Origin of the sequence: Pseudomonas sp. 22526, assembly GCF_052044735.1 — a bacterium.
GTDB classification, from domain to species: Bacteria; Pseudomonadota; Gammaproteobacteria; order Pseudomonadales; family Pseudomonadaceae; genus Aquipseudomonas; species Aquipseudomonas piscium.
This window is the reverse complement of the sequence record NZ_JBQENK010000024.1, coordinates 1-26,153: the sequence shown is the minus strand read 5'-3', so window position 1 is coordinate 26,153 and position 26,153 is coordinate 1. Positions and strand designations below refer to the sequence as shown.

General features: G+C 65.7%; 23 protein-coding genes. 19 read left to right on the top strand and 4 right to left on the bottom strand.

Annotated features, from left to right (window positions below; genetic code table 11):
- The first annotated feature begins 268 nt into the window (after positions 1–268).
- From ACTJKT_RS27555 to ACTJKT_RS27535, 5 genes are all read left to right on the top strand, one after another.
- Entirely contained in the window at positions 269–2,665 is a 2,397-nt protein-coding gene (locus ACTJKT_RS27555) for a TonB-dependent receptor plug domain-containing protein (protein ID WP_440789383.1), read from the top strand.
- 180 nt (positions 2,666–2,845) lie between these two features.
- On the top strand, positions 2,846–4,171 hold the full coding sequence (locus ACTJKT_RS27550; protein WP_440789381.1) for an LLM class flavin-dependent oxidoreductase: 1,326 nt from the start codon (positions 2,846–2,848) through the stop codon (positions 4,169–4,171).
- A gap of 226 nt (positions 4,172–4,397) precedes the next feature.
- A complete protein-coding gene (locus ACTJKT_RS27545; RefSeq protein ID WP_440789379.1) occupies positions 4,398–4,919 on the top strand; it encodes a sigma-70 family RNA polymerase sigma factor in 522 nt (173 codons plus the stop codon).
- Entirely contained in the window at positions 4,916–5,875 is a 960-nt protein-coding gene (locus ACTJKT_RS27540) for a FecR domain-containing protein (RefSeq protein ID WP_440789377.1), read from the top strand. The genes ACTJKT_RS27545 and ACTJKT_RS27540 overlap by 4 nt, the downstream gene beginning before the upstream one ends.
- Positions 5,876–5,977: 102 nt before the next feature.
- Positions 5,978–8,458 (top strand): TonB-dependent siderophore receptor, encoded by a 2,481-nt coding sequence (locus ACTJKT_RS27535; protein ID WP_440789375.1) that lies wholly within the window; start codon positions 5,978–5,980, stop codon positions 8,456–8,458.
- Positions 8,459–8,516: 58 nt separating this feature from the next.
- Here ACTJKT_RS27535 and ACTJKT_RS27530 read toward each other — a convergent pair whose 3' ends face one another.
- Complete coding sequence (locus tag ACTJKT_RS27530) at positions 8,517–10,169, bottom strand: hypothetical protein (protein WP_440789373.1); 1,653 nt, start codon at positions 10,167–10,169, stop codon at positions 8,517–8,519.
- Positions 10,170–10,225: 56 nt separating this feature from the next.
- Between ACTJKT_RS27530 and ACTJKT_RS27525 the strand changes: the two genes are divergently transcribed.
- The 11 genes from ACTJKT_RS27525 to ACTJKT_RS27475 all read left to right on the top strand — a co-directional run bounded on the left by ACTJKT_RS27525 (position 10,226) and on the right by ACTJKT_RS27475 (position 20,255).
- Positions 10,226–11,575, top strand: coding sequence for a hypothetical protein (locus tag ACTJKT_RS27525; RefSeq protein ID WP_440789371.1), 1,350 nt, complete (start codon positions 10,226–10,228; stop codon positions 11,573–11,575).
- A 200-nt stretch (positions 11,576–11,775) separates the two neighbouring features.
- Complete coding sequence (gene moaC / locus ACTJKT_RS27520) at positions 11,776–12,261, top strand: cyclic pyranopterin monophosphate synthase MoaC (RefSeq protein WP_440789369.1); 486 nt, start codon at positions 11,776–11,778, stop codon at positions 12,259–12,261.
- Complete coding sequence (locus ACTJKT_RS27515) at positions 12,258–12,503, top strand: MoaD/ThiS family protein (RefSeq protein ID WP_124308826.1); 246 nt, start codon at positions 12,258–12,260, stop codon at positions 12,501–12,503. The genes moaC and ACTJKT_RS27515 overlap by 4 nt, the downstream gene beginning before the upstream one ends.
- Before the next feature lie 40 nt (positions 12,504–12,543).
- Positions 12,544–12,987: a CopD family copper resistance protein gene (locus ACTJKT_RS27510; protein ID WP_440789367.1), complete on the top strand. Its 444-nt coding sequence runs from the start codon at positions 12,544–12,546 to the stop codon at positions 12,985–12,987.
- Positions 12,988–13,079: 92 nt separating this feature from the next.
- Complete coding sequence (locus ACTJKT_RS27505; protein ID WP_440789365.1) at positions 13,080–14,438, top strand: coproporphyrinogen III oxidase; 1,359 nt, start codon at positions 13,080–13,082, stop codon at positions 14,436–14,438.
- 129 nt (positions 14,439–14,567) lie between these two features.
- Positions 14,568–15,359, top strand: a complete 792-nt coding sequence (locus tag ACTJKT_RS27500; RefSeq protein ID WP_440789363.1) for a CbbQ/NirQ/NorQ/GpvN family protein — start codon at positions 14,568–14,570, stop codon at positions 15,357–15,359.
- Positions 15,343–15,942 (top strand): cytochrome c oxidase subunit 3, encoded by a 600-nt coding sequence (locus ACTJKT_RS27495; RefSeq protein WP_440789361.1) that lies wholly within the window; start codon positions 15,343–15,345, stop codon positions 15,940–15,942. Before ACTJKT_RS27500 ends, ACTJKT_RS27495 begins: the two co-directional genes overlap by 17 nt.
- 10 nt (positions 15,943–15,952) lie before the next feature.
- Positions 15,953–16,213 carry a cytochrome C oxidase subunit IV family protein gene (locus ACTJKT_RS27490; RefSeq protein ID WP_440789359.1) on the top strand — a complete coding sequence of 87 codons (261 nt, stop codon included), beginning with the start codon at positions 15,953–15,955 and terminating at the stop codon, positions 16,211–16,213.
- A 103-nt stretch (positions 16,214–16,316) separates the two neighbouring features.
- A complete protein-coding gene (locus tag ACTJKT_RS27485) occupies positions 16,317–16,757 on the top strand; it encodes a c-type cytochrome (protein WP_016702476.1) in 441 nt (146 codons plus the stop codon).
- 3 nt (positions 16,758–16,760) lie between these two features.
- Positions 16,761–18,188 carry a cbb3-type cytochrome c oxidase subunit I gene (locus ACTJKT_RS27480; RefSeq protein ID WP_063431496.1) on the top strand — a complete coding sequence of 476 codons (1,428 nt, stop codon included), beginning with the start codon at positions 16,761–16,763 and terminating at the stop codon, positions 18,186–18,188.
- 231 nt (positions 18,189–18,419) lie between these two features.
- Complete coding sequence (locus ACTJKT_RS27475; protein ID WP_440789357.1) at positions 18,420–20,255, top strand: nitric oxide reductase activation protein NorD; 1,836 nt, start codon at positions 18,420–18,422, stop codon at positions 20,253–20,255.
- A gap of 300 nt (positions 20,256–20,555) precedes the next feature.
- Here ACTJKT_RS27475 and ACTJKT_RS27470 read toward each other — a convergent pair whose 3' ends face one another.
- On the bottom strand, positions 20,556–20,750 hold the full coding sequence (locus ACTJKT_RS27470; RefSeq protein WP_440789355.1) for a protein DnrP: 195 nt from the start codon (positions 20,748–20,750) through the stop codon (positions 20,556–20,558).
- Positions 20,747–21,430: a Crp/Fnr family transcriptional regulator gene (locus ACTJKT_RS27465; protein ID WP_440789353.1), complete on the bottom strand. Its 684-nt coding sequence runs from the start codon at positions 21,428–21,430 to the stop codon at positions 20,747–20,749. Before ACTJKT_RS27465 ends, ACTJKT_RS27470 begins: the two co-directional genes overlap by 4 nt.
- Before the next feature lie 582 nt (positions 21,431–22,012).
- Here ACTJKT_RS27465 and ACTJKT_RS27460 point away from each other — a divergent pair.
- Both ACTJKT_RS27460 and ACTJKT_RS27455 read left to right on the top strand, forming a co-directional pair.
- Positions 22,013–23,203, top strand: coding sequence for an NnrS family protein (locus tag ACTJKT_RS27460; protein WP_440789352.1), 1,191 nt, complete (start codon positions 22,013–22,015; stop codon positions 23,201–23,203).
- Between the two features lie 27 nt (positions 23,204–23,230).
- Positions 23,231–23,671, top strand: coding sequence for a hypothetical protein (locus ACTJKT_RS27455; protein WP_440789350.1), 441 nt, complete (start codon positions 23,231–23,233; stop codon positions 23,669–23,671).
- 41 nt (positions 23,672–23,712) lie between these two features.
- Here the strand turns inward: ACTJKT_RS27455 and ytfE are convergent, their stop codons facing one another.
- Positions 23,713–24,429: an iron-sulfur cluster repair protein YtfE gene (gene ytfE, locus ACTJKT_RS27450; RefSeq protein ID WP_063431486.1), complete on the bottom strand. Its 717-nt coding sequence runs from the start codon at positions 24,427–24,429 to the stop codon at positions 23,713–23,715.
- A gap of 150 nt (positions 24,430–24,579) precedes the next feature.
- Between ytfE and norR the strand changes: the two genes are divergently transcribed.
- Positions 24,580–26,106, top strand: a complete 1,527-nt coding sequence (norR, locus tag ACTJKT_RS27445) for a nitric oxide reductase transcriptional regulator NorR (RefSeq protein WP_440789348.1) — start codon at positions 24,580–24,582, stop codon at positions 26,104–26,106.
- Positions 26,107–26,153 lie beyond the last annotated feature (47 nt).

Here is a 26,153-nt window from a genome sequence, read left to right as displayed (position 1 = left end):
TGCTAGCGGGGAGATTGCCGTGAAGAAAAATCGATTATTCCTGAGCAGTGATTCGGTATTTACGAAGTGTCGCGGACGGGTTCGGCTTATGCTCTGACTTATTCGATAACGGTATTTAAAGATTTATCTGATAGCGCTTTAGATTATATGGCCGGTCAACTGGATCCATTCTTAAAACAGAATCGATGATCGCCACCGTCCGCCGCACGGATCGCTCGTCTGCATGCCAGGCGTTGTTCGCCCTGGTTTTAGCGTCAAGGAGAGCGGTATGGGGAGCTACACACGACACCTTCTGTCCACGGCGATCGTCTCGGCCAATGTGCTGGGCGCCGTGCTCTGGAGTGGCGGCGCAGGGGCCGCGCAGGCCACGGAAGACAACGACACAGCGGCCCGGCTGGATACAGTGATCGTCACCGGCACCCGGGCCCAGGAACGCACCGCCAGCGCTTCGCTGTCACCCATCGATGTGATTTCCGGCGAGAGCCTGCGCAGTTCCGGTTCCAGCGAACTGGCCACGGTGCTGGCCAAGCTGATCCCGTCGATCAATTTCCCGCGCCCGAGCCTGGTGGACGGCGCCGAGCTGACCCGCCCGGCGCAGTTGCGCGGGTTGTCGCCGGACCAGGTGCTGGTGCTGGTGAACGGCAAGCGCCGGCATACCTCGGCCTTCGTCAACCTCGGCGGCGCGGTGGGGCGCGGCTCGGCGCCGGCGGACCTGAACGCGATCCCGCTGTCGGCCATCGACCATATCGAGGTGCTGCGCGATGGCGCCTCGGCGCGTTATGGCTCGGACGCCATTGCCGGGGTGATCAACATCATCCTGAAGAGCGCCGACCACGGCGGTTCGATATCGACCCAATACGGCCAGTACAAGAAGGGTGACGGCATTCAGCGCCAGGTCGCTGGCAACAGCGGTTTTGCCCTGGGGGACAACGGCTTTGTCAGCCTGTCCGGCGAGGGCGCGAACAACGACTACACCGACCGCGCCGGCAAGGACTTCCGACCCGCCAGCCTCGGCTCCACCACCTACGGCCAGCATGTGTTCCGCCAGGGCGAACCGGAAACCGAGGAGGGCAAGTTCCAGTTCAACTCCGCCTACAGTTTCAACGAGGCCGCCGAGCTGTACGGCTTCGGCGGCTACAGCAAGCGCCGGGGCGAAACCGCGGCCTTCTATCGCGCCAGCAATGCCTCGAACAACAACCGGGTGCTGCACCCCAACGGTTACCTGCCGCTGATCAACGGCACCCTGGAAGACACCAGCCTGGTGGTCGGCCTGCGTGGCGAGCTGCTGGATAACTGGCACTACGACCTGTCGGCCAACTACGGCAAGAACACCTATGAACTGCGGACCAAGACCATCAACACCTCGCTGGGCCTGAACACTCCGCACTCGTTCGACAACGGCACCCTGACCAACGACCAGCGGCAACTGAGCCTGGACCTGTCCCGGGAATTCAGCCTGGGCTGGCTGCCGTACCCGGTGTCGGTGGCCTTCGGCACCGAGTACTTGCACCAGGGCTATCAGATCGAGGCCGGGCAGCCCGAGTCCTACTACCAGACCGGCAGTTCCGGGCTGGGCGGTTTCCGCGATTCGGACGCCGGCAGCTCGTCGCGCCACAACTTCGCCCAGTACCTGGACCTGGAGACCCACTTCACCGACAAGCTGGCGGTGTCGGCGGCGGTGCGGCATGAGGACTACAGCGACTTCGGTTCCAATGTCAGCGGCTCGCTCTCGGCGCGCTACGACTTCACCCCGCGGGTCGCGTTGCGCGGCAGTGTGTCCACGGGCTTTCGCGCGCCGTCCCTGGCCCAGCAGAACTTCACCTTCACTTCGTCGCAGCTGATCGGCAACACGATTCAGGAATCCGGCACCTTCGCCGCCGACAGCCAAGTCGCCAGGCTGCTGGGGGCGGAGGATCTGAAGGCGGAGAAATCGCGCAACTACAGCCTGGGCCTGGTGCTCGACCCCCTGGACAACCTGACGGTGACCGCGGACCTGTACCACATCGATATCCGCGACCGGGTGTCGCTGTCGTCGAACCTGGTGCTCAACAACACCGCGATCGATTACCTCAAGGCCAACGGCGTCGGCAACATCAACTACACCAGCGCGCGCTACTTCACCAACGCCACCGACACCAGCACCGACGGCGTGGACCTGGTGGCCAACTATCGCTACCAGCTGGACAACGGCATCCGCTGGAACAGCACAGTCGGCTACAACTACAACCACACCAAGGTCACCGATGTGAAAGCCAACCCGGCGATCCTCGATCAACTGGGGGTCAACCTGGTGCGGGTCGACCGGCGCGAGCGCATCGGCCTGTTGGGTGACACCACGCCGCAGCACAAGCTGAGCCTGGCCAACGACTTCAACTACGGCAACTGGGCGCTGCACAGCAACCTGGTGCGTTATGGCGAGTACACCAGCTACCAGGCGGACAAGGTCAACGACCAGACCTTCAGCGCCGCCTGGCTGCTGGACCTGGCGGTGGACTACAAGCTGCAGAACTGGCTGTTCACCCTGGGCGGCGACAACGTCACCGACAAGTACCCGGAGAAGGTCAACGCCTACGCCTCCAGCGGCGGCAACCTGGCGTACAGCACCTTCTCGCCCTACGGCTACAGCGGCGCGTTCTACTACGCCAAGGTGGCCTATAACTGGTAGGGCGTAGCGGGTAGGGCGCAAGGCTCCGTCAAAAGGGCCCGGCTGCTGTCGGGCCCCGTGGGAAATTGGCGCGCCGCGTCATAAGGGCATAAGCCAGCACCTTTGATTATTGGACAGGCCAAGTTTGCCCGGTCGATGCTGCGGGTCCTCTGACCCAGGAGCTGTCACAAGGAGCTTTCCATGCCTGCCCAACGCCAACTCAAGCTGGGCGCCTTCATGCGCCCGGTCAGCATCCACACCGGCGCCTGGCGCTACCCGGGCGCCTATCGCGACGCCAACTTCAACTTCGCCCACCTCAAGCGTTTCGCCCAGACCCTGGAAAAGGCGCGCTTCGATGCGTTTTTCATGGCCGATCACCTGGCCTTGCTCAACATGCCCATCGATGCTTTGAAGCGCAGCCATACCGCCACCTCGTTCGAACCCTTCACCCTGTTGTCCGCCCTCAGCCAGGCCACCGAACATATCGGCCTGGTGGCGACGGCCTCGACCACCTACGACGAGCCGTTCCATATCGCCCGGCGTTTCGCTTCCCTCGATCATTTGAGCAACGGCCGCGCCGGCTGGAACATCGTCACCACCGCCAACCCCGATGCCGCGCTGAACTTCGGCCTGGAGCAGGCCTTCGCCCATGACCAGCGTTATGCCCGGGCACGGGAGTTCTACGAGGTGGTCACCGGGCTCTGGGACAGTTGGGCGGACGATGCCTTCGTGCGTGATGCCGACAGCGGGGTGTATTTCGACCCGGACAAGCTGCACCGCCTCGACCACGCCGGTCGCCACCTGAACGTTCGCGGACCGCTGCATATTGCCCGCCCGGTGCAAGGCTGGCCGGTGATAGTGCAGGCTGGCGCGTCGGAGCCCGGGCGCCAGTTGGCCGCGGAAACCGCGGAGGTGATTTTTGTCGCCCCGGGCACGCTGGAGGAGGGCCGGGCGTTTTATGCCGACATCAAGCGGCGCATGGTCGAGGTCGGCCGCGACCCCGAGCACCTGAAGATCCTTCCCGGAGCCTTTGTGGTGGTCGGCGATACCCAGGAGGAAGCACGGCGGATCCGCGCGCACCTCGACAGCCTGGTGCACTACGAGAGCGCGATTGCCTCGCTGTCGATTGCCCTGGGCACGGATGCGACGAAGTTCGATCCGGACGGCTTCCTGCCGCCGATTCCCCAAACCAACGCCAGCCAGAGCGCCCGCGAGCGCGTATTGGCCCTGGCCGATCGCGAACAGCTGACGGTCCGCCAACTGGCCCAGCGCCTCGGTGGATACGCCGGCCTGTCGTTCGTCGGCACCGCCCGGAGCATTGCCGACGACATGCAGCAATGGCTGGAAACGCGTGGCAGCGACGGATTCAACATCATGTTTTCCTGGCTGCCGGGCGGCCTCGACGACTTCGTCGCCAAGGTGGTTCCCGAGTTGCAGGGGCGGGGGATTTTCCGCCGCGAATACGAGGGGGCTACCTTGCGTGAAAACCTCGGGTTGCCGCGTCCGGCGAACCGGTTTTTTGCCTAGAGATTGCACGTCGATGTCGGGCGTTGGCCCGGCAAGGGTTTCAACTTGCGCTGACAGATAGCCCACAGTCGAGGAAGGGGCTTCGGCCAGTAATCGCATTGACTCGTTCCTGGGGGAGGGCGCCTGTTCCATCATGACTGGCGCCAGGTTCTCAGGTATGTGTTGCAAGCCGCGATGACACGGATGACAATGCGAGTCATTATCAGTCGCGAATTATTCCATCGTCATGCCCGCCAACGATCTGTCCTTACGCAGTGCTGTCAACGATCTGTATTGTGACCATCAGGGTTGGCTCCAGGGCTGGCTGCGCAAGCGCCTGGGCAACGCCTTCGATGCCGCGGACCTGACCCAGGACACCTTCGTCCGGGTGATCAAGGCCCGCTCCGCGCTGGACATCCGCGAGCCGCGCTCGTACCTGTCGATGATTGCCAAGGGGCTGCTGATCGACCTGTTTCGCCGGCGCTCGCTGGAGCAGGCCTACCTCGACGTGCTGGCCGCGATGCCCGAAGCCCTGCAGCCATCGCCGGAGGAACAGGCGATCCTGTTCCAGGCGCTGATGGAAATCGACCGCCTGCTGCAAGGGCTGGGGCCGCGGGTCAAGCAGACCTTCATCCTGTCGCAGTTCAATGGCCTGACTTACCCGCAAATCGCCGAGCAGCTGGGCGTCAGCGTGCGCACAGTGAACAACCACATGGCCAAGGCCATGGAGCATTGCTGCCTGATGCAGATCCAGTTGCAACTCCAATGAGCCTGCCTGCCGAAGAAATGAAGGCCATTGGCGTCGCGGCGCGCTGGTATGCCCGCCTGCATTCCGGCACGGCGACCGACGCCGATCGGGTCGCCTGGGACAGCTGGCTGGCGGCCGATCCGCTGAATCGCCAGGCCTGGCAACGCATGGCCGCGGTGGCCGAGCAGATGGCCAGCGTGCCGGGCGCCCTGGCGGCGCCGACCTTGAGCAAGGCCGGCAACAGTTCCCGGCGCCAGGTGCTGCGCAGCGCCTTGCTGCTGACCTCCGCCGGCACCCTGGGCTGGTTGGGCTGGCGCAGCCAGGCCGCGCAGAACCTGATGTGCGACTACCGCACCCGGGTGGGCGAGCGCCGCGAATTCCGCCTGGCGGACGGCAGCAGCCTGCTGCTCAACACCGACACCTCGGTCAACCTGCGCTTCGATGGGCGCCAGCGGGTGCTGGAGTTGCTGTGGGGCGAGATCCTGGTGAGCACCGCGCCTGACCCATTGCAGCGGCCGTTCAAGGTGGTCACCCGCCATGCCCAGGTGCTGGCGTTGGGCACGCGTTTTATCGTGCGTAGCCAGCCCGGGGGCGGCGAGGTGGCGGTGCTGGAAAAAGCGGTGGAGGTCAGCGTGCCGGGCAGTGGTTCGGCGATGCGGGTCGAGGCGGGCCAGCGGGTGGCGTTCAACGACCGCAGCCTGGGCATGCAACGCGGCAACGATGTCTCGGTGGGCGCCTGGCAGCAGGGCAGCATCATTGCCATCGACCGTCCCTTGGCTGTGCTGCTCAACGATCTGTCGCGTTATCGTCCCGGCGTGCTGCGTTGGGACCCGGCCATCGGCGAGCTGAGGGTGTCCGGGGTCTTTCCCATCGATGACACCGACCTTGCGCTGGCGGCACTGGAGAGCGGGTTTGCCTTGCGCGTGACCCGCTACAGCCGTTTCTGGGTCCAGGTCGCCCGGGCCGATTCGCGCTGACGTCAGGTCTTGGATAAAAAACTCTCCGGCGCCTGCACTTTTCGGCCGCACCGTTCGGCTCATCCCTCAGTGAGTTGTTATTGACCGTTTGGGGGAGGGAGCATGTCTCGGGTGAACGCGCCAGGTCGTCTGGCGAACGCAGTGAAAGTCGCTTTGTTGGCAACCAGCATGGCCAGCGCCTGCTCGGCGAATGCCGACCAGGCCGCAGGGGCCGCGGTACAGCAGAGCCAGGTCCGCGCCTATGACATCGGCGCCGGCAGCCTGGTGGATGTGCTGACCCGTTTTTCCAGCGCCGCCGGGGCGGCGATTTCCTTCGATGCGCGCCAGACCCAGGGCCGGCAATCGCCCGGGCTCAAGGGCCAGTTCGGGGTCGACGAAGGCTTCGCGCGGATTCTGCGCAGCAGCGGCCTGCGGGCCGAGCCCCAGGCCAACGGCAGCTATGTGCTGCGCGCGGTGCCGGTGCTCGGCTCGGCGCTGGAGCTGGGCGCCACCAACATCAACGGCCAACTGCTGGGCGCGACCACCGAGGGCAGCGGCTCCTACACCACCGGGGCGGTGACCATTGGCAAGGGTGAGCACTCGCTGCGGGAAACCCCGCAATCGGTGACGGTGATGACCCGCAAGATGCTCGACGACCAGAACCTGCACAGCATCGACCAGGTCATGGAAAAGACCCCGGGCATCACCGTCTACGACTCGACCATGGGCGGCAAGTATTTCTACTCCCGCGGCTTTCGCATGTCGGGCCAGTATCAGTACGACGGTGTGCCGCTGGACATGGGCAACCTCTATGTCCAGGCCGACAGCTTCAGCGGCGACATGGCCTATTACGACCGAGTGGAAATCCTCCGTGGCGCGGCGGGGATGATGAAAGGCGCGGGCGGCACCGCCGGTGGGGTGAACTTCGTGCGCAAGCGTGGCCAGAGCACCCCGCAGACCGAAGTCACGCTGTCCGGCGGCAGCTGGGACAACTACCGCGGGCAGGTCGACACCGGCGGCCCGCTCAACGAGTCGGGCACCCTGCGTGGCCGCGCGGTGGTGGCCGAGCAGAGCCGGCATTACTTCATCGACGACGCCAGTCGCAAGGACCAGGTGTATTACGGTGCGCTCGACTTCGACCTGAGCCCCGACACCAGCCTCGGCCTGGGCATCGCCTATGAGGATGTCGATGCCAACCCCTGCTGGGGCGGCCTGCCGCGCTACAAGGACGGCAGCGACCTGAAGCTCGGCCGCTCGACCTGCCTCGACCCGTCCTGGAACACCTGGCGCAGCAAGCGCACCACGGTGTTCAGCGACCTCAGGCACCAGCTCAACGACGACTGGGCGCTGAAGGTCGCCGGCGTCTATACCAAGAACACCCAGGACATCAAATACGCCTTCGCCTCCGGCTCGGTGACACCCGGCATCGACACCACCGGCATGCTCGGCAGCATGTACGACTACGACCAGGTCGATTACGGCCTCGATGCCTACCTGGATGGCAAGTTCAGCGCGTTCGGCCTGCAGCATGAGCTGGTGGTGGGGGTCAACGGCAGCCGCGCGGACAAGGACGATTTCTTCTCGGTGGCCCTCCTGCCGCAGCGGCAGAACGTATTCAACCCGGACCGGCATATCCCGGAACCGGACGACAGCTACTTCATCGAGAACTCGACCCGCGGTGGCCCGGTGAAGACCGTCACCGAACAGCGCGGCCTGTACTCGACCCTGCGGCTCAAGCTGGCGGAGCCCCTGACCTTTGTCGTCGGCGGCCGGGTGAGCTGGTACCGCTCGAAAAGCGATTCGGTGTTCATCCGTTCTGGCACCTCGGAGCACGCCAGGAGCACCGAGACCGGCCAGGTCACGCCCTTTGCCGGCCTGTTGCTGGACCTCAACGACAACCTGACCGCCTATGCCAGCTACGCGGAGATCTTCACGCCCCAGGGCAACTACCGTTCGGAAAGCGGTTCGGCGCTCAAGCCGTTGGTGGGGGAAAGTTATGAACTGGGGATCAAGGGCGAATGGTTCGAAGGACGCCTGAACAGCTCCTTCAACCTGTTCCAGACCGTGCAGAAGGATCAGGCGCAGACCGACTACAACTCCAGCTGCGCGTCATCGGACGGCTACTGCTACCTGAACTCCGGCAAGGTCCGCGCCCAGGGCTTCGAAGCCGAGATCAGCGGCGAGCTCATCGAGCGCCTGCAACTGCTGGCCGGCTACACCTATACCCAGACCAAGACCCTCGACGACATCGACAGCGGCCTCAATGGCGCCGCGTTCAACAGCTATGTGCCGCGCCATGTGCTGCGCCTGTGGGGCGACTACGCCCTCGACGGCGCATTCGAGCGCTTCAGCATCGGCGCCGGGGTCAACGCACAGAGCGACAACTTCCGGGTCTCGCCGGCCACCAGCGACAAAATCACCCAGGCCGGCTACGCGGTGTGGAACGGCCGCATCGGCTACCGCATCGACGACACCTGGTCCCTGGCGCTCAACGGCAACAACCTGTTCGACAAGCGCTACTACGCCACCATCGGCACCGAAGTCTTCGGCAACTACTACGGCGATCCGCGCAACTTCACCATGACCCTCAAGGCGCGGTTCTGAGTCGGTCAGCCAATAAAAAACGCCACTCCCGGGAGTGGCGTTTTTGTTTGTGGCTGGTTTATCCGATTTCTACCCATCTCCGGGCGTCGTCGGCGTCCAGCAGATCAGCGACCGGTTTCACGACAATCCGGCCATCCACGGTGCCCAGCGCCAGCTGCCCGTCGTGGGCGTCCATGGCGTGGATGATGGTCGGCAAGCCATCTATCCGCGCCTTGGCGCTTAGTCGCAGCTGGCCGGTCCGGGCCTCGATCAGCATCAGTGTCCCGTCCAGGAAAGCCGCCGCCACCAGGCCGGTTTCGGGCAGGTGGACGATCGCGCTGGGCGATGCTGGCGTGGGATGGCGCCATAGTTCCTGGCCGCGCTCCAGGTGCCGGCGATAGATGAAACCCTGGTACGGCTCGCAGACCGAAGGGTTGTAGTGCTGGCCGGCGATCACCACGCCCGCGCCCAGGGCATCCGCCACATAAGCGCCCCGGCATTCCATGGCGTGGCTGGCCCGGGTGCCGTCCTGCTTGAGCAGCGGCCAGAGTCTTTGCAGGGTGCCGTCGGGCTGGACGATGCACAGGTACTTGTGTTCGTGGGAGCTGGCCGGCGTGCCCTGCAGCGCAAACAGATGGGGCGCGCCGCTGATGCCGATGTAGTGGTTGAAGCAGTCGTAGTGACCGACATCGACGGGCCGGGCGCTGTCGCGGGTGGTGTCCAGCAGCAGATCAACGGCTTTCGAACCGGGGGCTCTCAGGCGGTTGCGCCGGCCCAGGAGGGGGCCGTCGCTGGATGCGCAGAAGGTGTATTCGTCGTCGTATTCCCGCATCAGGACCAGGCTATTGTCCTTCAGGGCATACAAGCGGGAATCGCGGCGATAGGCCTCGGGGCCATCCTGCACCTGCACCCCGTGCACATGCACGCCGGCCCCGCGCAGGATTTCGGCGCCGTAGCCTGGACCCGTGTGGTGGGCGAGCCGGGTGCCGTCCGCGCTGTAGATATCCAGCAGGCAGTTGTCGTGAGTGACGCCTATCCGATCCGGGCCGAGCCAGGCGATATCGCGGATCGCGCTTCGGCATTCAAGCTCGGGCACGCCCAGCCAATGGGCCAGGCGCACGGCCGGTGAGCTCTGGTCATCTGCAGGAAGGCCCGAGGCAGCGACGGTTGTGGTCGGGTCCAGTTCCAGCACCGCGGGCGTTTGCCCAGCCCAGGCTGCCTCGCCGTCGTCGGCCTGCACCAGAAACAGGGTGTCGAGGATCACCGACCAGTCGCTGTCGTCCAGCCCGTCCCATTCTTCGTTCCATGGCCGCACCCAGGCTTCGATCCGCTCGCCGTTGGCGTCGTAGCGGCAGCGCACGACTTCGGGAATATCGGCAAAAGGGCGCCGGCTCTGGCCGGTCTGCCAGTCCCACACGGCCAGCTCGCCTTCGAACAGGTAGCCGCCGTCATAGCGGCCGGCGCCGATAACGATGCGGGGCAGGGTGGGGTGGAAGCCCAGGTCGTTGATCGGCAGGCACAGTTCGTCGAAGATGGCGAACGGCACCGGCTCGCCACGCCGGTACAGACCGAGCCGATAACGCAACCCGGTGCCGCCATAGGCCGCCCGCGCGGGCGGATTGACCAGCAGCGCAAACTCCGAGACCACGGCGGCGATATCCCCCGCCGGGTGGAAGAACGCGCCGGTGATCCTGCCGGTTCCGCGCAAGGTGGGGTCCATGAGGCTGGTCATTGCTGCTCCCTGAGTGGTGCTGTATCGATGCGTGGTTTCATTTCCATGGAGGGAGAATGCTCATTCAAACAATCCTGTTTTTCGCCAATCCGGCTGGCAGAACGACCCTGCGGCGTGCCATCGCGACCGCTGCATTGCTGGTGGCCTCGTCTGTTGCGCCTCTGCAGGCGGCGTCGCTGTCATTGGAGGTCGAACTGGCCGACAGCTCCATCGCCTACCTCGATGAGTCGACCCAGGCGCGATTGTGGCCGCAAGTATGGACGGGGGCCGAGCTCGTTGCCTATTACTTCCCCTCTATCGGTAGCAAGGGCAAGACGCATAAGACGCGGCCCAGCTTGCAGCCGTTCACCTGCATGGTCGGTACCGTCTGTATCCCGGTGCCTCGTTTCGAGATGGAAAGCTCGCCGATCCGGCGCCAAGTGACGGTACGCGCACAGGTGTTGCAGGGCAGCGCGGGGCAGCCGCTGAAGCTGCGCTTCGAGTTGCCCGAGACACCTGCCGAGTATTACAGCTTCAGCCATGCTGAATTGCGCGCACCGGCGGACGCGCTGTGGCGCGAGCCCTTGTTTACCAACTGGGCCCGCGATTTGTCGTGGGAGACACGGCGGGGGTTCTCCAAGCGACGCAAGCAACCCCTGAGCATTGCGCTGGTCTTCCCGAAGCAGGATATGCCCGGTTATCAGATGGTGGATCTGGCCGTCAGAACGCCAGGGGGAGACAGCCACCCTGGCGATCCTATGGCGGTGACGACCCTGCGTGCCAACCTGAAGGCGCCGGATGGCAGCGTGCGACAGTTGGCATGGCCGGGGCACTTGAGCCTGGACCTGCAGGAGCGACTGGAGGCATCACCGGACTGGGTCAGGACCGGACGCGTACCGGCGGCTGTCAAGCTCAACCAGTTTCCCAGGCGACTCTCTTCGTATAGCGCCAAAGAACGCATCAGCATCGTCGTGATGCCGGACAGCACACCGCGCTGGTACGGCTTGAAGCACTACAACGCGCCCAAGGGCGTGTGGTTGAAGCTGACCCAAAGCGGTCCCCTCGCGCAGGTGGAACTGGAGGCCGAAGCGGGCGCCGAGCGGGCGATCGAGGGGCAGGTGCCGGTCAAGCGCGAAACCTGGCTGTTCTTCGCAGGCAAGCTGATGCGCTACCGCGGGCAATTGCATTACAACAATGAGCCCCCGCTGCCCGGCACCGAGTGGCGGATGGACTGGAGCAATGGCGAGCGACTGGAGGCGAGCGCCGCGAATGTATTGTCCCGCTCACTGAGCAAACAGGTGCCGGATTGCCGCTGGGACGGTTGCCAGAAAAACCTGGCCGAAGCTCGGGCCCAGCTGGCGGCGAGCGATACGCAGCTGCAATCGGAAGGCGAACGCTACCTGCAGCTTGCGCGTGAACCCGACTGAAATGGCGGATCATGGAGAGGGTCGCTCTGCAGGTTACGCAGCGCATGGGGCGGTTACGACCCTCCTGGGGACTTGTGGGTTTCTTGATTGACGTCAACCGCGCCAGCGGGCCGGCGCAGTAGTCTCGTTGCCATCCAACGGTGTGCGAGGCCGGGGCGATCCCGTCGCGCTTTTCGCCGCCATGACTAAGGCTCCTGTTCATGAACGACGCGGTACTGACCCACCTCGATTCCCTCGGCCGTGCGCGCATGGTCGATGTCACCGATAAACACGTGACCTTTCGCGAGGCGGTGGCCGAGGCCTGGGTGCATATGCGCGCCGAGACCACGCGGTTGATCGTCGGTGGCGGGCATCCCAAGGGCGATGTATTCGCGGTGGCGCGCATCGCCGGTATCCAGGCGGCCAAGCGCACCAGTGAGTTGATCCCGCTCTGTCATCCGTTGCTGTTGAGCAGTGTGGTGGTGGAGTTGAGCCTGGAGGACGAACAGCGCGTGCGCATCGTTTCGCGCTGCAAGCTGGCCGGGCAGACCGGGGTCGAGATGGAGGCGCTGACCGCCGCCAGCGTCGCCGCCCTGACGCTGTACGACATGTGCAAGGCGGTGGACCGCAGCATGCAGATCGAATCGGTGCGACTGCTGCGCAAGTCCGGGGGCAAGAGTGGCGATTACCAGGCGCCGTCGGCATGAAGCTGCAGGTGCAGTATTTCTCCCGCTACCGGGAAACCCTGGGCTGCGCGAGCGAGGTGGTCGAGGGCGATTTCGCCTGCCTCGAGCACTTGCGCCGGCACCTGGCGAGCCGTTGCGGCATCTGGCGGGTGCTGGACGAGCCGAGCCTGATGTGTGCCCGCAACCAGGATATGTGCGGGCTCGACGAGGCGCTGGACGACGGCGACGAGGTGGCGTTCTTTCCCACGGTGACCGGCGGCTGAGGCGCTGGCCCAGGCCGCGCAACCCCGATTCGGAGGGCCCATGATCTATCCGCTGTTGCTAACTCTGCACTTATTCGCCGCGTTGGTGTTTATCGGCACGGTGTTCTTCGAAGTGCTGTTCCTGGAAAACATCCGCAAGCAACTGCCCGCCAAGCTTATGGTGCTGCTCGAACAGGGCATCGCCGGCCGTGCCCGCCAGTTGATGCCCTGGGTGCTGCTGGTGCTGTTCGGCGCCGGTCTGGGCATGGTCTGGGTGCGTTACCTGCCGGTGCTGGCGGCGCCCTTGGCGTCGTCGTTCGGCACCTTGCTGATGCTGAAGATCCTGCTGGCCGCCAGCGTGCTCGGGCATTTCCTGGTGGCCATGCTGCTGTTCAAGAGCGGGCGCATGAATGCCCGCTATTCGCGCTTCATCCATCACAGCCTGTTCGGCCATATGCTGCTGATCGTGCTGCTGGCCAAGGCCATGTTCTACCTGAACTGGTAGGCCGGCGCCGAACCCACGCTTGATGCAAGTCAAGGAGCCCCTGGCGCGAACGCCGGACACTGGCCCTCCACCGCCAGTCCTGGAGCCCAGTCATGCCTGATCTACTGCCGCACCGCAGCGAGCCGATCGTTCGACGCGATCAAGGCGTGCTCGATCCCAACTGCCATGCCGACACCCGCCGCTTTCACGGTGGCATCGGTTCCCTGGACCTGCTGCGGGCGTTGCGCAACAGCCGGCAGAAACGTCGACCGCTGTCCCTGAACGTGCAGTTTCCGCCGCGCCTAGCGGGCACGGCGGTGGATGCTGGCGAAAGCTACCTGCGGCGGCTGGAGCGGGAGATCGACCTGGTGGGCTGCCACCTGGGGCCGGAGCAGCGCATCGAGCAGTTCCACCTGGGCGGCGGCACCCCGGATGCGGCGCAGTTGCAACGCTTGATGCAGCACCTGCGCCAGCGTTTCCACTTCCTCGAACACGATTGCGGCGACTACAGCATCGACGTCGACCTGCACCACACTGACTGGGCGACCATGGGCCTGCTGCGCGACCAGGGTTTTAACCAGGTCAGCATCGGCGTGCCGGATATAGGTATCGACAGCCAGCTGTCGGTGGCCTGCTACCAGAACCCGGCGCCCATCCATTCGCTGATCGATGCGGCGCGGACCTTCGGTTATCGCTCGGTGAATGTCGACCTGGGTTATGGCCATGCCTGGCAGACCCCGGAGAGTTTCGCCTTGAAGCTCGGCACCCTGATCGAGCTGGAGCCCGATCGCCTGCAGGTGTTCGACTACGCCCAGCCGCCGTTGCGCTACCGGAGCCAGAGCCAGGACCGCGCCGCAGCAGCCTGCGGCCAGGAGGCCAAGGAGGCGATGCGGCGCATCTGCTTCGAGCGCCTGCTGGCGGCGGGGTACCAGTACATCGGCCTGGGCCAGTTCGTGCGGCCCGACGACGACCTGATGATGGCCCAGGAGCGCGGCCGGCTGCGCCGCAACTGCCAGGGCTTTACCTGCCACGGTTATTGCGACCATGTGGGTTTCGGCCTGGGCGCCATCAGCCAGTTCGACGAGCTGTATACGCAGAACAGCGAGGTGCTCGGCGACTATCTGCAACAGCTGGACCTGGGCCAGCTGGCAACCTGTCGCGGCTGGCGCTGCGAGGCCGGCGACCAGGTCCGGCAGCTGGTCATGGAGCGCCTGGCGTGCGACCTGGAGCTGGATATCCTGGCCATCGAAAGCCGCTACGGGCTGATCTTTCGCCAGTACTTCGCGTCCGCCTGGCTGCGCCTGCAACAGCTGAGCTGGAACGGCCTGGTGGAACTCTCGGAGCGCTTTATCAGCATCCTGCCCGCCGGCCGGCTGGAGGTGGACAGCATCTGCCAGTTGTTCCAGGAGGACCTCAACAGCCCGGGGCAGGCTGCCGGTTGCGAGTGCGTCGAACCTGATTCCGGGCTTTGATTGCAGCTCCTGATTACAGCCAGGCGCGGCGCGCTTGACGGCGATCAAGTTTGCCCGCCGGTTCGCTTGCCGCTCCCTTGCATGGCGCCTTAGCGTGGTCCCCGAACCCCGCTGTGAATCAGGTAGCCCATGGATCTCGGAACGGCTTGCGAACCCTTCTATCAACCCTTGAACAACGAACAGGCGCTGTTCGAACAGGCCTGGCACCACGGCATGCCGGTGCTGATCAAAGGCCCCACGGGCTGCGGCAAGACCCGGTTTGTCCAGCACATGGCGCACCGCCTGGACCTGCCGCTGCACACCGTGGCCTGCCACGACGACCTCAGCGCCGCCGACCTGATCGGCCGCCACCTGATCGGCGCCCAGGGCACCTGGTGGCAGGACGGGCCGCTGACCCGGGCGGTGCGCGAGGGCGGCATCTGCTACCTCGACGAGGTGGTGGAGGCGCGGCAGGACACTGTGGTGGTCCTGCATCCCCTGGCCGACGGCCGTCGCGAGCTGTTCCTGGAGCGCACCGGCGAAGTGCTGCGGGCGCCGCCGTCCTTCATGCTGGTGGTGTCCTATAACCCCGGCTACCAGAACCTGCTCAAGGGTATGAAGCCCAGCACCCGCCAGCGTTTCGTGGCGATGCGCTTCGACTATCCGCCGCCGGCCGAGGAGGAGCGCATCGTGCAGCGCGAGGCACAGGTGGATGCCGCCCTGGCGCGGCAGATCGTCGGTCTGGGCCAGGCGCTGCGCCGCCTGGAACAGCATGACCTGGAGGAGGTGGCGTCCACCCGACTGCTGATCTTCACCGCACGCATGATCGGCTCCGGCATGCCGCCGCGCGAAGCCTGCCTGGCGTGCCTGGCCGAGCCCCTGAGCGACGACCCGGTGACGGTGGCGGCGCTGATGGACGTGGTCGATGTGCACTTCGGCTGAAGCAGCCGTTGCAACCACCGAGACCCCTCGGCGCCATCTGCCGGGGGACCTGGCGATGTGGTTTTTCATCCTCGCCGAGCTGTCGGTGTTCGCCATCCTGATCCTCGCGTTCGCCGTGACCCAGCAGCTCAAGCCGCAGCTGTTCGCTGCCAGCCGCCAGCTGCTCGACAGCTCCACCGGCCTGGCCATGACCCTGAGCCTGCTCAGCGCCGGGCTGCTGGCGGCGCTGGCCCAGGAACGGGTGCGCCGGGCGCGACCACGCCAGGGCGCGGCACTGCTGCTGGCGGCCTTGCTGGTGGCCAGTGTCTACCTGCTGCTCAAGCTCGGCGAGTACCGGCACCTGCTGGGCCTGGGATTAGGGCTTGAGCACGACACCTTCTTCACCCTGTACTGGATCCTCACCGGTTTCCATTTCCTCCATGTGCTGCTGGGCATGCTGATTTTCGCCTGGCTGGCGCAGCGCTGCCTGCGTGGCCGGTATGGCGCCGACAACCCTTCGGGTTTCGAGTCTGGGGTGCTCTATTGGCATATGGTCGATCTGGTCTGGGTGCTGCTGTTTCCGCTGGTCTACGTCCTGGATTGACGAGGTGCGCATGTCCGTTGGCAGGTTCTTGCTGAGCTGTTGGGTCGCCCTGGCCGGCCTCAGCGTCGGCACGGTATGGCTGGGCAGCTGGCTGGGGCAGGGCGCGCCGCGCGGGGTGGCGCTGCTGATCCTGCTGCTGGCGGTGGCCAAGGCCTGGCTGATCGCCGATGGCTTCATGGAGCTGCGCCACGGGCCGCGTCTGTGGCGCTGGCTGCTGCTCGGCTGGCCGCTGGCCCTGGCCTTGCTGCTGGGCCTGATCCTCAGCCTCTAGAGGCAATACCCGAGTGAAACCATCGGCGTTTCTTGATTGCCATCAAGCGGGTTTGTCCCCCGCGCTTCCTAGAATGGCCGGGCCAAGCCAAGAGGAAGCGAGCATGTCGGAGACCTTCACCAAAGGCATGGCCAGGAACATCTATTTCGGGGGAAGCGTGTTCTTCTTCCTGATCTTCCTGGCCTTGACCTATCACACGGAGCAGACCTTTCCCGTGCGCAGCAACGACGCGCTGTTGAGCGCGGCGGTGGTGCGCGGCAAGACGGTCTGGGAGCAGAACAACTGCATCGGCTGCCACACGCTGCTGGGCGAGGGCGCGTACTTCGCGCCGGAGCTGGGCAACGTGTTCCAGCGCCGCGGCGGCGAGGAGGGCTTCAAGCCCTTCCTGCAGGCCTGGATGAAGATGCAACCCCTGGGCGTGCCCGGACGCCGGGCCATGCCGCAATTCAACCTGAGCCAGCAGGAGGTCGACGACATCGCCGAATTCCTCAAGTGGAGCTCGAAGATCAATACCAATGGCTGGCCGCCAAACAAGGAGGGCTGAACGATGCGTCTTGCCAATCCACACCTGAAATTTGCCTCGCAAGCCGTGGCCAAACCCTACTTCGTGTTTGCCCTGATGCTGTTTCTCGGCCAGGTGCTGTTCGGTTTGATCATGGGCCTGCAATACGTGATCGGGGACTTCCTGTTCCCGATCATTCCCTTCAACGTGGCGCGCATGGTCCACACCAACCTGCTGATCGTCTGGCTGCTGTTCGGCTTCATGGGGGCGGCCTACTACCTGATCCCGGAAGAGGCCGACCGTGAACTGCACAGCCCGAAACTGGCGCTGCTGCTGTTCTGGGTGTTCGCCGCCGCCGGCGTGCTGACCATCCTCGGCTACCTGCTGGTGCCCTACGCGGGCCTGGCCCGGCTGACCCACAACGAGCTGCTGCCGACCATGGGTCGCGAGTTCCTCGAACAGCCGACCATCACCAAGATGGGCATAGTGGTGGTGTGCCTGGGCTTTCTCTACAACATCGGCATGACCCTGCTCAAGGGCCGCAAGACCACCGTCAGCATGGTGATGATGACCGGGCTGATCGGCCTCGCGGTGTTCTTCCTGTTCTCCTTCTACAACCCGGCCAACCTGGCCCGCGACAAGTTCTACTGGTGGTGGGTGGTGCACCTGTGGGTGGAAGGCGTGTGGGAGCTGATCATGGGCGCGATGCTGGCCTTCGTGCTGATCAAGATCACCGGCGTGGACCGCGAAGTGGTGGAGAAGTGGCTCTACGTGATCATCGCCATGGCGCTGATCAGCGGGATCATCGGCACCGGTCACCACTTCTTCTGGATCGGTGCGCCGGAGGTCTGGCTGTGGGTCGGCTCGATCTTCTCGGCCCTGGAGCCGCTGCCGTTCCTGGCCATGGTGATCTTCGCCTTCAGCATGGTGAAGAACCGCCGCCGGCAACACCCGAATCGCGCCGCCACGCTGTGGGCCAAGGGCACCACGGTGACCGCGTTCTTCGGCGCCGGGGTCTGGGGTTTCCTGCATACCCTGGCGCCGGTCAACTACTACACCCACGGCACGCAACTGACCGCGGCCCACGGCCACCTCGCGTTCTACGGCGCCTACGCGATGATCGTCATGACCCTGATCAGCTACGCCATGCCGCGCCTGCGCGGGCTCGGCGAGGCGGCGGACGAGCGCTCGCAGACCCTGGAAGTCTGGGGCTTCTGGCTGATGACCCTGTCGATGGTGATGATCACCCTGTTGCTCACCGCCGCCGGCGTGGTCCAGGTGCTGCTGCAACGCTGGGCCGAGGACGGTACGGCGATGCCGTTCATGGCCACGGTGGAGCATCTCAGTGGGCTGTTCTGGGCGCGCCTGGTCAGCGGGCTGGGGTTCTTCGCTGGGCTGCTGTGCTACCTGCTGAGCTTCCGCCAACGCGGCCGCGCCGCCTTGCGCGCGCCGGCTCCGGTGGTGTCCTCATAAATGGCCGCCTGTAGCCGCCTGTAGCCGCTGCCGAGCGCAGCGAGGCTGCGATCGGCAGCGCAGCGGCCGCAAACCGGGCCATGCGGTCTTTCTGGCAAACCGGGTGCACAGGTTTTGCGAGGACTGCGTCCTCGATCGCAGCCTCGCAGGCTCGGCAGCGGCTACAGGACAACGCACGACGGCGGTGTGTAGCCGCGGACCGTTTTTTTGCACTGGAAATAAGGAGGCTCCATGGCCTTCACCCTGGAACTGGAAGAGTGGGTCGGCAGTGTCTGGCATCGTTTTATCACCCGGCGCGCCAGCGTGGATTTTCCCGAGGCGCGGGTCGAACTGGCGCCGCGTCAACGTGCCCTGGCCCTGCTGTTGCGGGCCATGGGCGGCGAGGGGCGCGGCGTCGAGGCGGCCAGCGAGCGCGACCTGCTGTTGCGCCGCAGCCTGTTGCAGCAGATCGCCGGCACCTGCCGGCAACTGCCCCTGGCCTGGTGCGACGCCGACAACCTGCGCCTGCCGGCCAGCCTCGCGGTGTTCCCCGAGGCGGCGTTGAACGAGGAGCTGTATCGCTGGCTGGCCCTGCTGGCGGCGCAGTCCGGGCCGATGCGCCATTGGGGCCGGGACAATCAGCGCTGGACCCGGCGCCTGTTGCAGCGCTACCCGGCGTTGCGTGGCCGCTACCGGCGGCTGGTGGAGGCGCACCTGCAACTGCGCCCGGATCCGGCCTCGTTGAGCCGCCCCGAGGCCGCGCTGGAGCGGGCCTTGTGCCAGGCCCTGCGCGAGCCCGGCAGTGTCGCCGAGTTTCCTCGCAGCGAACGGGCGGCCTGGCCGGTGCAGTTGTGGCTGTACCCGCCGTTGCACCTGGCCAGCCCGCTGGCCGCCGATCTTGAGGATTCGCCGGAAGACCTGGCCACCACTGCCGGCGAGCAGCCGGGCGGGCGCAAGCGCGCCAGCCGGGTCGAGGACCAGAGTCGCGACGGCGGCCTGCTGATTGTGCGCCTGGAGAACCTGTTCAGCTGGACCGAACACGTGGACCTGGACCGCTGGGCCGACGACAGCGAAGACCCGGACGCCGCCCGGGTCGCCGCCGACCTGGACGAACTGACCCTGTCGCGCACCCGCCTGCGCAAGGGCGGCGGCCTCAAGCTGCACCTCGACCTGCCGCCAGCGGACGTCGACGACATCCCCCTGGGCGAGGGCATCCACTTGCCGGAATGGGACTACCGCAAGGGGCGCCTGCAGGAAGATTTCGTCAACCTGCAGATGCTGGTGCCACGCGACTGCCAGGCACAGCCGCTGCCGTCGCGCCTGAAGCCCTCGGCGCAGCTGTTGCGGCGGCAGTTCCAGCAGTTGCGCAACGACCGCCAGTGGTTGCGCCAGCAACCCCAGGGCTCGGAACTGGACATGCAGGCCTGGCTGGATTTTCACGTCGAGCGCGCCCATGGCGCCTGTGCCGAGCGCGGCCTGTTCATGGAGCAGCGCCAGACCCGGCGCGACCTGGCGTGCCTGCTGCTGGCCGATGTCTCGATGTCCACCGATGCCCACCTCAACGATGAGCACCGGGTGATCGAGGTGATCCGCGACAGCCTGCTGCTGTTCGGCGAAACCCTGGCTGGCCTGGGCGATGACTTTGCCCTGTACGGGTTTTCCTCGTTGCGTCGCCAGCAGGTGCGCATGCAGGAACTCAAGGCCTTCCACCAGCGTTACGACGACCACACCCGCGGGCGGATCCAGGGGCTCAAGCCGGGCTTCTACACGCGCATGGGGGCGGCGATTCGTCAGGCCACGCGCCTGCTCGCTGGCTGCAAGCGTCAGCGCAAGCTGTTGCTGTTGTTGACCGACGGCAAGCCCAACGACCTGGACCTCTACGAAGGCCGTTATGGCGTCGAGGACACCCGCGAGGCGGTACTGGAAGCGCGGCGCCAGGGGCTGACGCCGTTCTGCATCACCATCGACCGCGAAGCGGCGGCTTACCTGCCGTACATGTTCGGCGCCAATGGCTACACCCTGATCCGCCAGCCCGAGCAGTTGCCGCTGCGTTTGCCGCAGTTGTATCGGCAGTTGACCCAGCCCTGAGGCGCACGCCATGGGACACCTTCGCCGGCGAGGGGGGAAGGGTTCAATGTTCCGGGCAAACCTGGTGTGCAGGTTTTGCGAGGGCCGTGTCGCAATGCCGCCCACCAGACGATGCGTTGTTTCAGGTAGATCCAGTGCACAGGCCTTGCGAGGACTGCGTCCTCGATCGCAGCCTCGCTAACGCTCGACAGCGGCTACAGGCCTGGAGTCGTGCGCGNCCGCTGCCGAGCCTGCGAGGCTGCGATCGGGCGCGTAGCGGCCGCAAAACGGGCAACGCGTTGTTCCAGGCAAAAGCGTCCGCTAGGAGCGCGGCAGCCAGAAAAACATCGCTACGCAAAAAATCGTCAGGCCGATGCAGAACCACCCGAAGCGCCGCCGCCGGCGTTGTTCGGCGTGCGCCGCGGTGGCCGGCAGGGGCATGCCGCAATGGCGGCAGGAGCTTTGCCGAGGCGGGTTGGACTGTTGGCAATACAGGCAGACCGATCCGGCGCTCATTCGAATTGCTCCAGGCGCGGACGGTCGAGAATGACGATCTGGCGGCCGTCCTGGCTGATGATCTTTTCATCGATCAGGCGGCGGATGATCCGCGAGAAGGTCTCCGGCTGGATCGCCAGGTGGCCGGCGATCAGCTGCTTGGCCATCGGCAGTTCGAACCGGCGCTCCACCGGTTGCAGCTGCATCAGTTGCGTCAGCAGATACCGCACCACCCTGTGGGTGGCGTTCTTCAGCGACAGGGTTTCGATCTCGTTGACCCGCTGGTGCAGGCGCACGCAGAGCTTGCCGAGCAGGGCAAAGGTCAGGCGGCTATTGCTTTGCAGCAGGCGCAGGTAGGTGTCGTTGGACAGCCGATAGAGCTGGGTCGGGCCTATGGCTTCGGCCGAGGCCACATAGTCCGGCGTGTCCATCAGCATCATGGCCTCGGCGAAGGTCTGCCGTGGGCCTATGACTTCGAACACTTTTTCCTGCCCATCCGGCGTCAGGCGGTAGACCTTCACCGCGCCGGCAATCACGAAATAGAAGGCCTCGGCCGGCTCGCCCTGGCGGAACAGCAGGTCGCCCTTGTCGATGCTGAGCAACTGGCTGGCCGCCATCAGCTCGTCCAGCTGTTCCTCGTTCAGGGGCTCGAACAGGTGATGGCTGCGCAGGATCTGGTGATGCACGCGATGAAGCACCATGAATATTCATCCTTATGGTTTGGGGAGGAGGGCGGCTGTCAGACCAGGGCTGTCAGACCAGGCCGAGGGCGACACGGCTGGCGAGGGCGAGGATCGCGCCGAGGACGACAAACCATGTCAGTGGCTGGATGGTTTTTTTCAGGATGGTTCCGGCGGTGTTCATGGTGGCTCCGGTAATACGGGAGGGATTTGGGTGCCCTGTGTTCAGCAAGAGCCGGGCCAGGCGCCAGGGCCCCTGTATTCGGGGGATTTCCAGCGGCGTGGTCAAAAAGACCTGGCGATTTAGGGTGTAAATGACTAGCGAATAGTCAATTTGACCCTCTCGCTGGAAGGCGAACCCCAACGCCGCCCTGGCCGAACCCCCGGCCCGCTGGCTTGTGGTCGCTCCAGGCTGCGATCGGGCCCCGGGGCACGGCCCTTGCACTGCCAGAAAGGACGGTGGGCACAACAGCCCGCCGCATCCCGGGCAAGCTTGATTTGCGACAACGGCAAGGGCGCGCCAATGGCCGATGATGGCCGGGGATTTCATTCGCCGCGTGTCGACCGTCGCCGGGTCGGCCGCTGGGTAAAGGAGTGGGCTTGATGCAAGTACTTGACCGTCGTGCAGCGATGGCGATCGTGCCGCTGTTACGCCTGGCCTTCCGGCCGTTTTTTCTCGCCGGTTGTGTCCTGGCGCTGCTGGTGGTGCCGCTGTGGCTGACGGCGCTACAGGGTGCCCTGGGCGACTGGCAACCGGTGGGGGGCTGGCTGGGCTGGCACCGCCACGAACTGTTGTTCGGTTTCGGCCTGGCGATCATCGCCGGCTTCCTGCTGACCGCGGCGCAGACCTGGACCGGCCAGCCGGGCCTGAGCGGCAAGCCGCTGGCGGCCCTGGCCTTGCTCTGGCTGGCCGCGCGCCTGGCCTGGCTGGGCAGCGCGCCCTGGCCGCTGCTGGCCGTGCTGGAGCTGGGGTTTCCCCTGGCGCTGGCCGGGTTGATGGGCCGCATGCTGTGGAAGGTGCGCCAGCAGCGCAACTACCCGATTGTCCTGGTACTGCTGTTGCTCGCCGCGGCCGATGGCCTGTCGGTGGCCGGCCTGCTGCAAGGCCACGAAGGCTGGCAGCGCCAGGGCGTGCTGAGCGGCCTGTGGCTGGTGGCGGCGATGATGAGCCTGATCGGCGGGCGGGTGATCCCGTTTTTCACCCAGCGCGGCCTCGGTCGGGTCGCGGCCGTGGCGCCTTGGCCATGGCTCGATTATCTGCTGCTGGTGGGTTCGGCCCTGGTGGCGCTGCTGTATGCCGCCGGGCCGGCGCTCATCGCCAATACCTGGGTCGGCGCGCTGTTCCTGCTGCTGGCGGCCGCGCATCTGCTGCGGTTGTGGCGCTGGCAGGATCGCGGGCTGTGGCGCGTGCCGCTGTTGTGGTCGCTGCACCTGGCCTACGGCTGGCTGGCACTGGCGTGCCTGGGCATGGCGCTGTGGCATTTCGGCGCGCCGCTCAACCCCAGCCTGGCAGTGCATGGCCTGACCATCGGCGCCATGGCCGGGCTGATCCTGGCGATGATCGCCCGGGTCAGCCTGGGCCACACCGGGCGTGCGCTGGAGCCGCCAGCAGGCATGACCCTGGCGTTCATCCTGCTCAATCTGGCCTGCCTCAGCCGGGTGCTGCTGGTGCTCTGGCTGCCGGTGGCGGCGTTGTGGCTGGCGGGCCTGTGCTGGGCCCTGGCCTTTGCCCTGTACGTCTGGCGCTACGGGCCGATGCTGCTGCGGGCGCGGGTCGACGGGCATCCGGGCTGAGCCCTGAATAGAGCAAGGAGAAGGGCAATGCTTTATCCCTGGTTAGTGGTCATCCATCTGCTGGCGGCCATAGGTTTTATCGGCACGCTGTTCTTCGAGGTGTGCATCTGGCACACGGCGCGCCGGCAATTGGCGAGCGACGCCCAGGCGACGGCCGACCAGGCCATCGCAGTGCGTTCGCGCAAGGTCCTGCATGGCGTGGTGCTGCTGTTGTACGGCGCCGGTATCGGTCTGGCCTGGCAGCATCGAGGGGCGTTGAGCCAGCCCTTGAGCAGCAGTTTCGCCAGCCTGTTGAGCCTGAAGATCATGCTGGCCCTGAGCATCATCGGCCATTACCTGTTGCTGGCGTACTGGCTCAAGACCGCGCGGTTGAGCGCCGGTCGCGCCTGCTGGATCCGCCGCAGCGTGCTGGGGCACATGCTGCTGATCGTGGTCCTGGCCAAGGCGATGTTCTATTGGCATGGCTGAATGAAGGTGCCAGCCCCAGGGCTGGCACGGGAGGGCGGGGATCAAGCGTTCAGGGCGTTGACGAACAGCACGTTGTTTTCCAGGTGGATGTGCTGCATCAGGTCGTCGCGAAATTCGCTCAACCCGCGGTACAGCGCGCGCCAGGTGTTGCAGGCGTCGGCGGGCGGGGTGATGTGGTCGGTCAGCACCAGCAGCTTCTCCAGGGCCTCGCCATGTTGCTCGTGCTCCAGGCGCAGCACATGGATCGGCGGCGCCGCCCGGCGGCCCAGGCCTTGTTGCAGCATCGGGAACAGCACCTGTTCTTCCTTGAGCATGTGGCCTTCGAGTTCCTGCTGCATGTCCCGCAGGTGATCGGCCAGGCCGTTGGGGCAGGTGTTGCGGGCGCCATGCACCTGCTCCACGCGGCAGGCCAGGCGGATCAGTTCCGGCAGCTGTTCGCGGTGGCGGGCGTGGTAGCGGGTGAGGATATGGGCGATCAGTTGCTCGCTCGGTTCGTCGCGCCAGTCGTGCTGCCGGGCGGCGCTGTCTTGCAGCAGGTGCAGGGCCTCGGCGATCTGCACCGGGTCGAGGCCTTTGCCGAGGGCGGCGTCGCGCAGGGTTTTCTGCCCGCCGCAGCAGAAGTCCAGGTTGAACTCATGAAACACCCGGCTGGCGCCGGGGATGTCGCAGGCCAGTTGGCCGAGGCTTTGCTCCAGGAGGTTGTGCTTCGAAGCGTCTGGTTGGGACAGACCGGGTCGTTCCAGCAGTGTCGGGTTCATCAGGGTTTTCCTTATTGGAGTGGTTCCCCTGGGCCGTTGCATCCGCCATGCCAGCTGTAACTTTTTGAAAATAATGGATTAATTTTTTGTCGTGGTGCGGATGACCCCGAAGCCTCGGGGTTGAAACCACCAGAAAGGGTGATGACTACCATGTTGCGTGAAAGTCTGGCGGCCGACCTGATTGTCGAGTTGCCCAATGCCGTGCGTTTGCAGCGTCTGGTGCAGACCCTGCGGGAATACTTCAAGGCCGGGGCCGTGGGCCTGCTGCGCCTGGACGACGACAGCCTGAGGCCGCTGGCCACTGTCGGCCTGGTGCATGAAGCCCTGGGCCGGCGCTTCGTGATTGCCCAGCACCCGCGCCTGGCAGCGATCATGGCGTCCCGCGAGCCCACCTGGTTCGAGCCCGACAGCCGTCTGCCGGACCCCTATGACGGGCTGCTCGACCACCCGGACAACGGGCCGCTGGCGGTGCACGACTGCATGGGCGTGAGCCTGTATGTGGAAGGGCGGGTCTGGGGCGCCATCACCCTCGACGCGCTGCGCCCCGGGACTTTCGACCGCCAGGCGCGGGACGAGCTCAAGCGCTGCAGCCTGCAGATCGAGGCGGCGCTGCGGGTCACCCGCCTGGAGCAGGAAAACCGCAGCCTGCGCCTGTCCCGCAGCGAGCCGCAGGATGCGCGCGGGCCGGTGGAGGAGGGCGAGATCCTCGGCCAGAGCGAAGTCCTGCACCAGTTGCTCAACGAGTTGGACGTGCTCGCCGACTCCGAATTGCCGGTGTTGCTGCTGGGCGAGACCGGGGTCGGCAAGGAGCTGTTCGCCCGCCGCCTGCATCGCCTGTCCCGGCGCGCCCATAAGCCGCTGGTGCAGGTCAACTGCGCGGCGCTGCCGGAGTCCCTGGCCGAGAGCGAGCTGTTCGGTCACGTCAAGGGCGCCTTCTCCGGCGCCACCAGCGACCGCGCCGGGCGCTTCGATGCGGCCAACGGCGGCACGCTGTTTCTCGACGAGGTCGGCGAGCTGCCGTTGAGCGTGCAGGCCAAGTTGCTGCGCACCCTGCAGAACGGCGAGATCCAGCGCCTGGGGGCGGACAAGCCGCTGCATGTGGATGTGCGCATCATCGCCGCGACCAACCGCCATCTGCCGGACAGCATCCGCGAGGGGCTGTTTCGCGCCGATCTGTACCACCGGCTTTCGGTGTACCCGGTGCCGATCCCGCCGCTGCGCGAACGCGGCCCGGATGTGTTGATGCTGGCCGGGCATTTCCTCGAGCTCAACCGCAGCCGTCTCGGCCTGCGTGGCCTGCGCCTGTCGCCGGCGGCCGAACGGGCGCTGCTGGCTTACCCCTGGCCGGGCAATGTGCGGGAGCTGGAACACGTGATCAGCCGCGCCGCCCTCAAGCAGCTCAGCCGTGGCGGCAGCCGCAGCCAGATTCTGACCCTGGAGCCGGACGTGCTCGATCTCGACAGTTCGGTGAAGGGCGCGGAGCCGCTTGAGCAGTTGCCGCAGGCGGACGACGACGGACCCTTCCAGCCCCTGAGCGAAGCCGTCGACGATTGCCAGCGGCAGAAGATCCACCAGGCCCTGAGCCGCTGCCGCAACAACTGGGCCCGCGCCGCCCGGCTGCTGGAAGTCGACCCGAGCAACCTGCACAAACTGGCCCGGCGCCTGCGGCTCAAATAGCAGGCCCGAGGCTCGACGGCTGGTCATGAACTGCCTCTGTAGGAGCG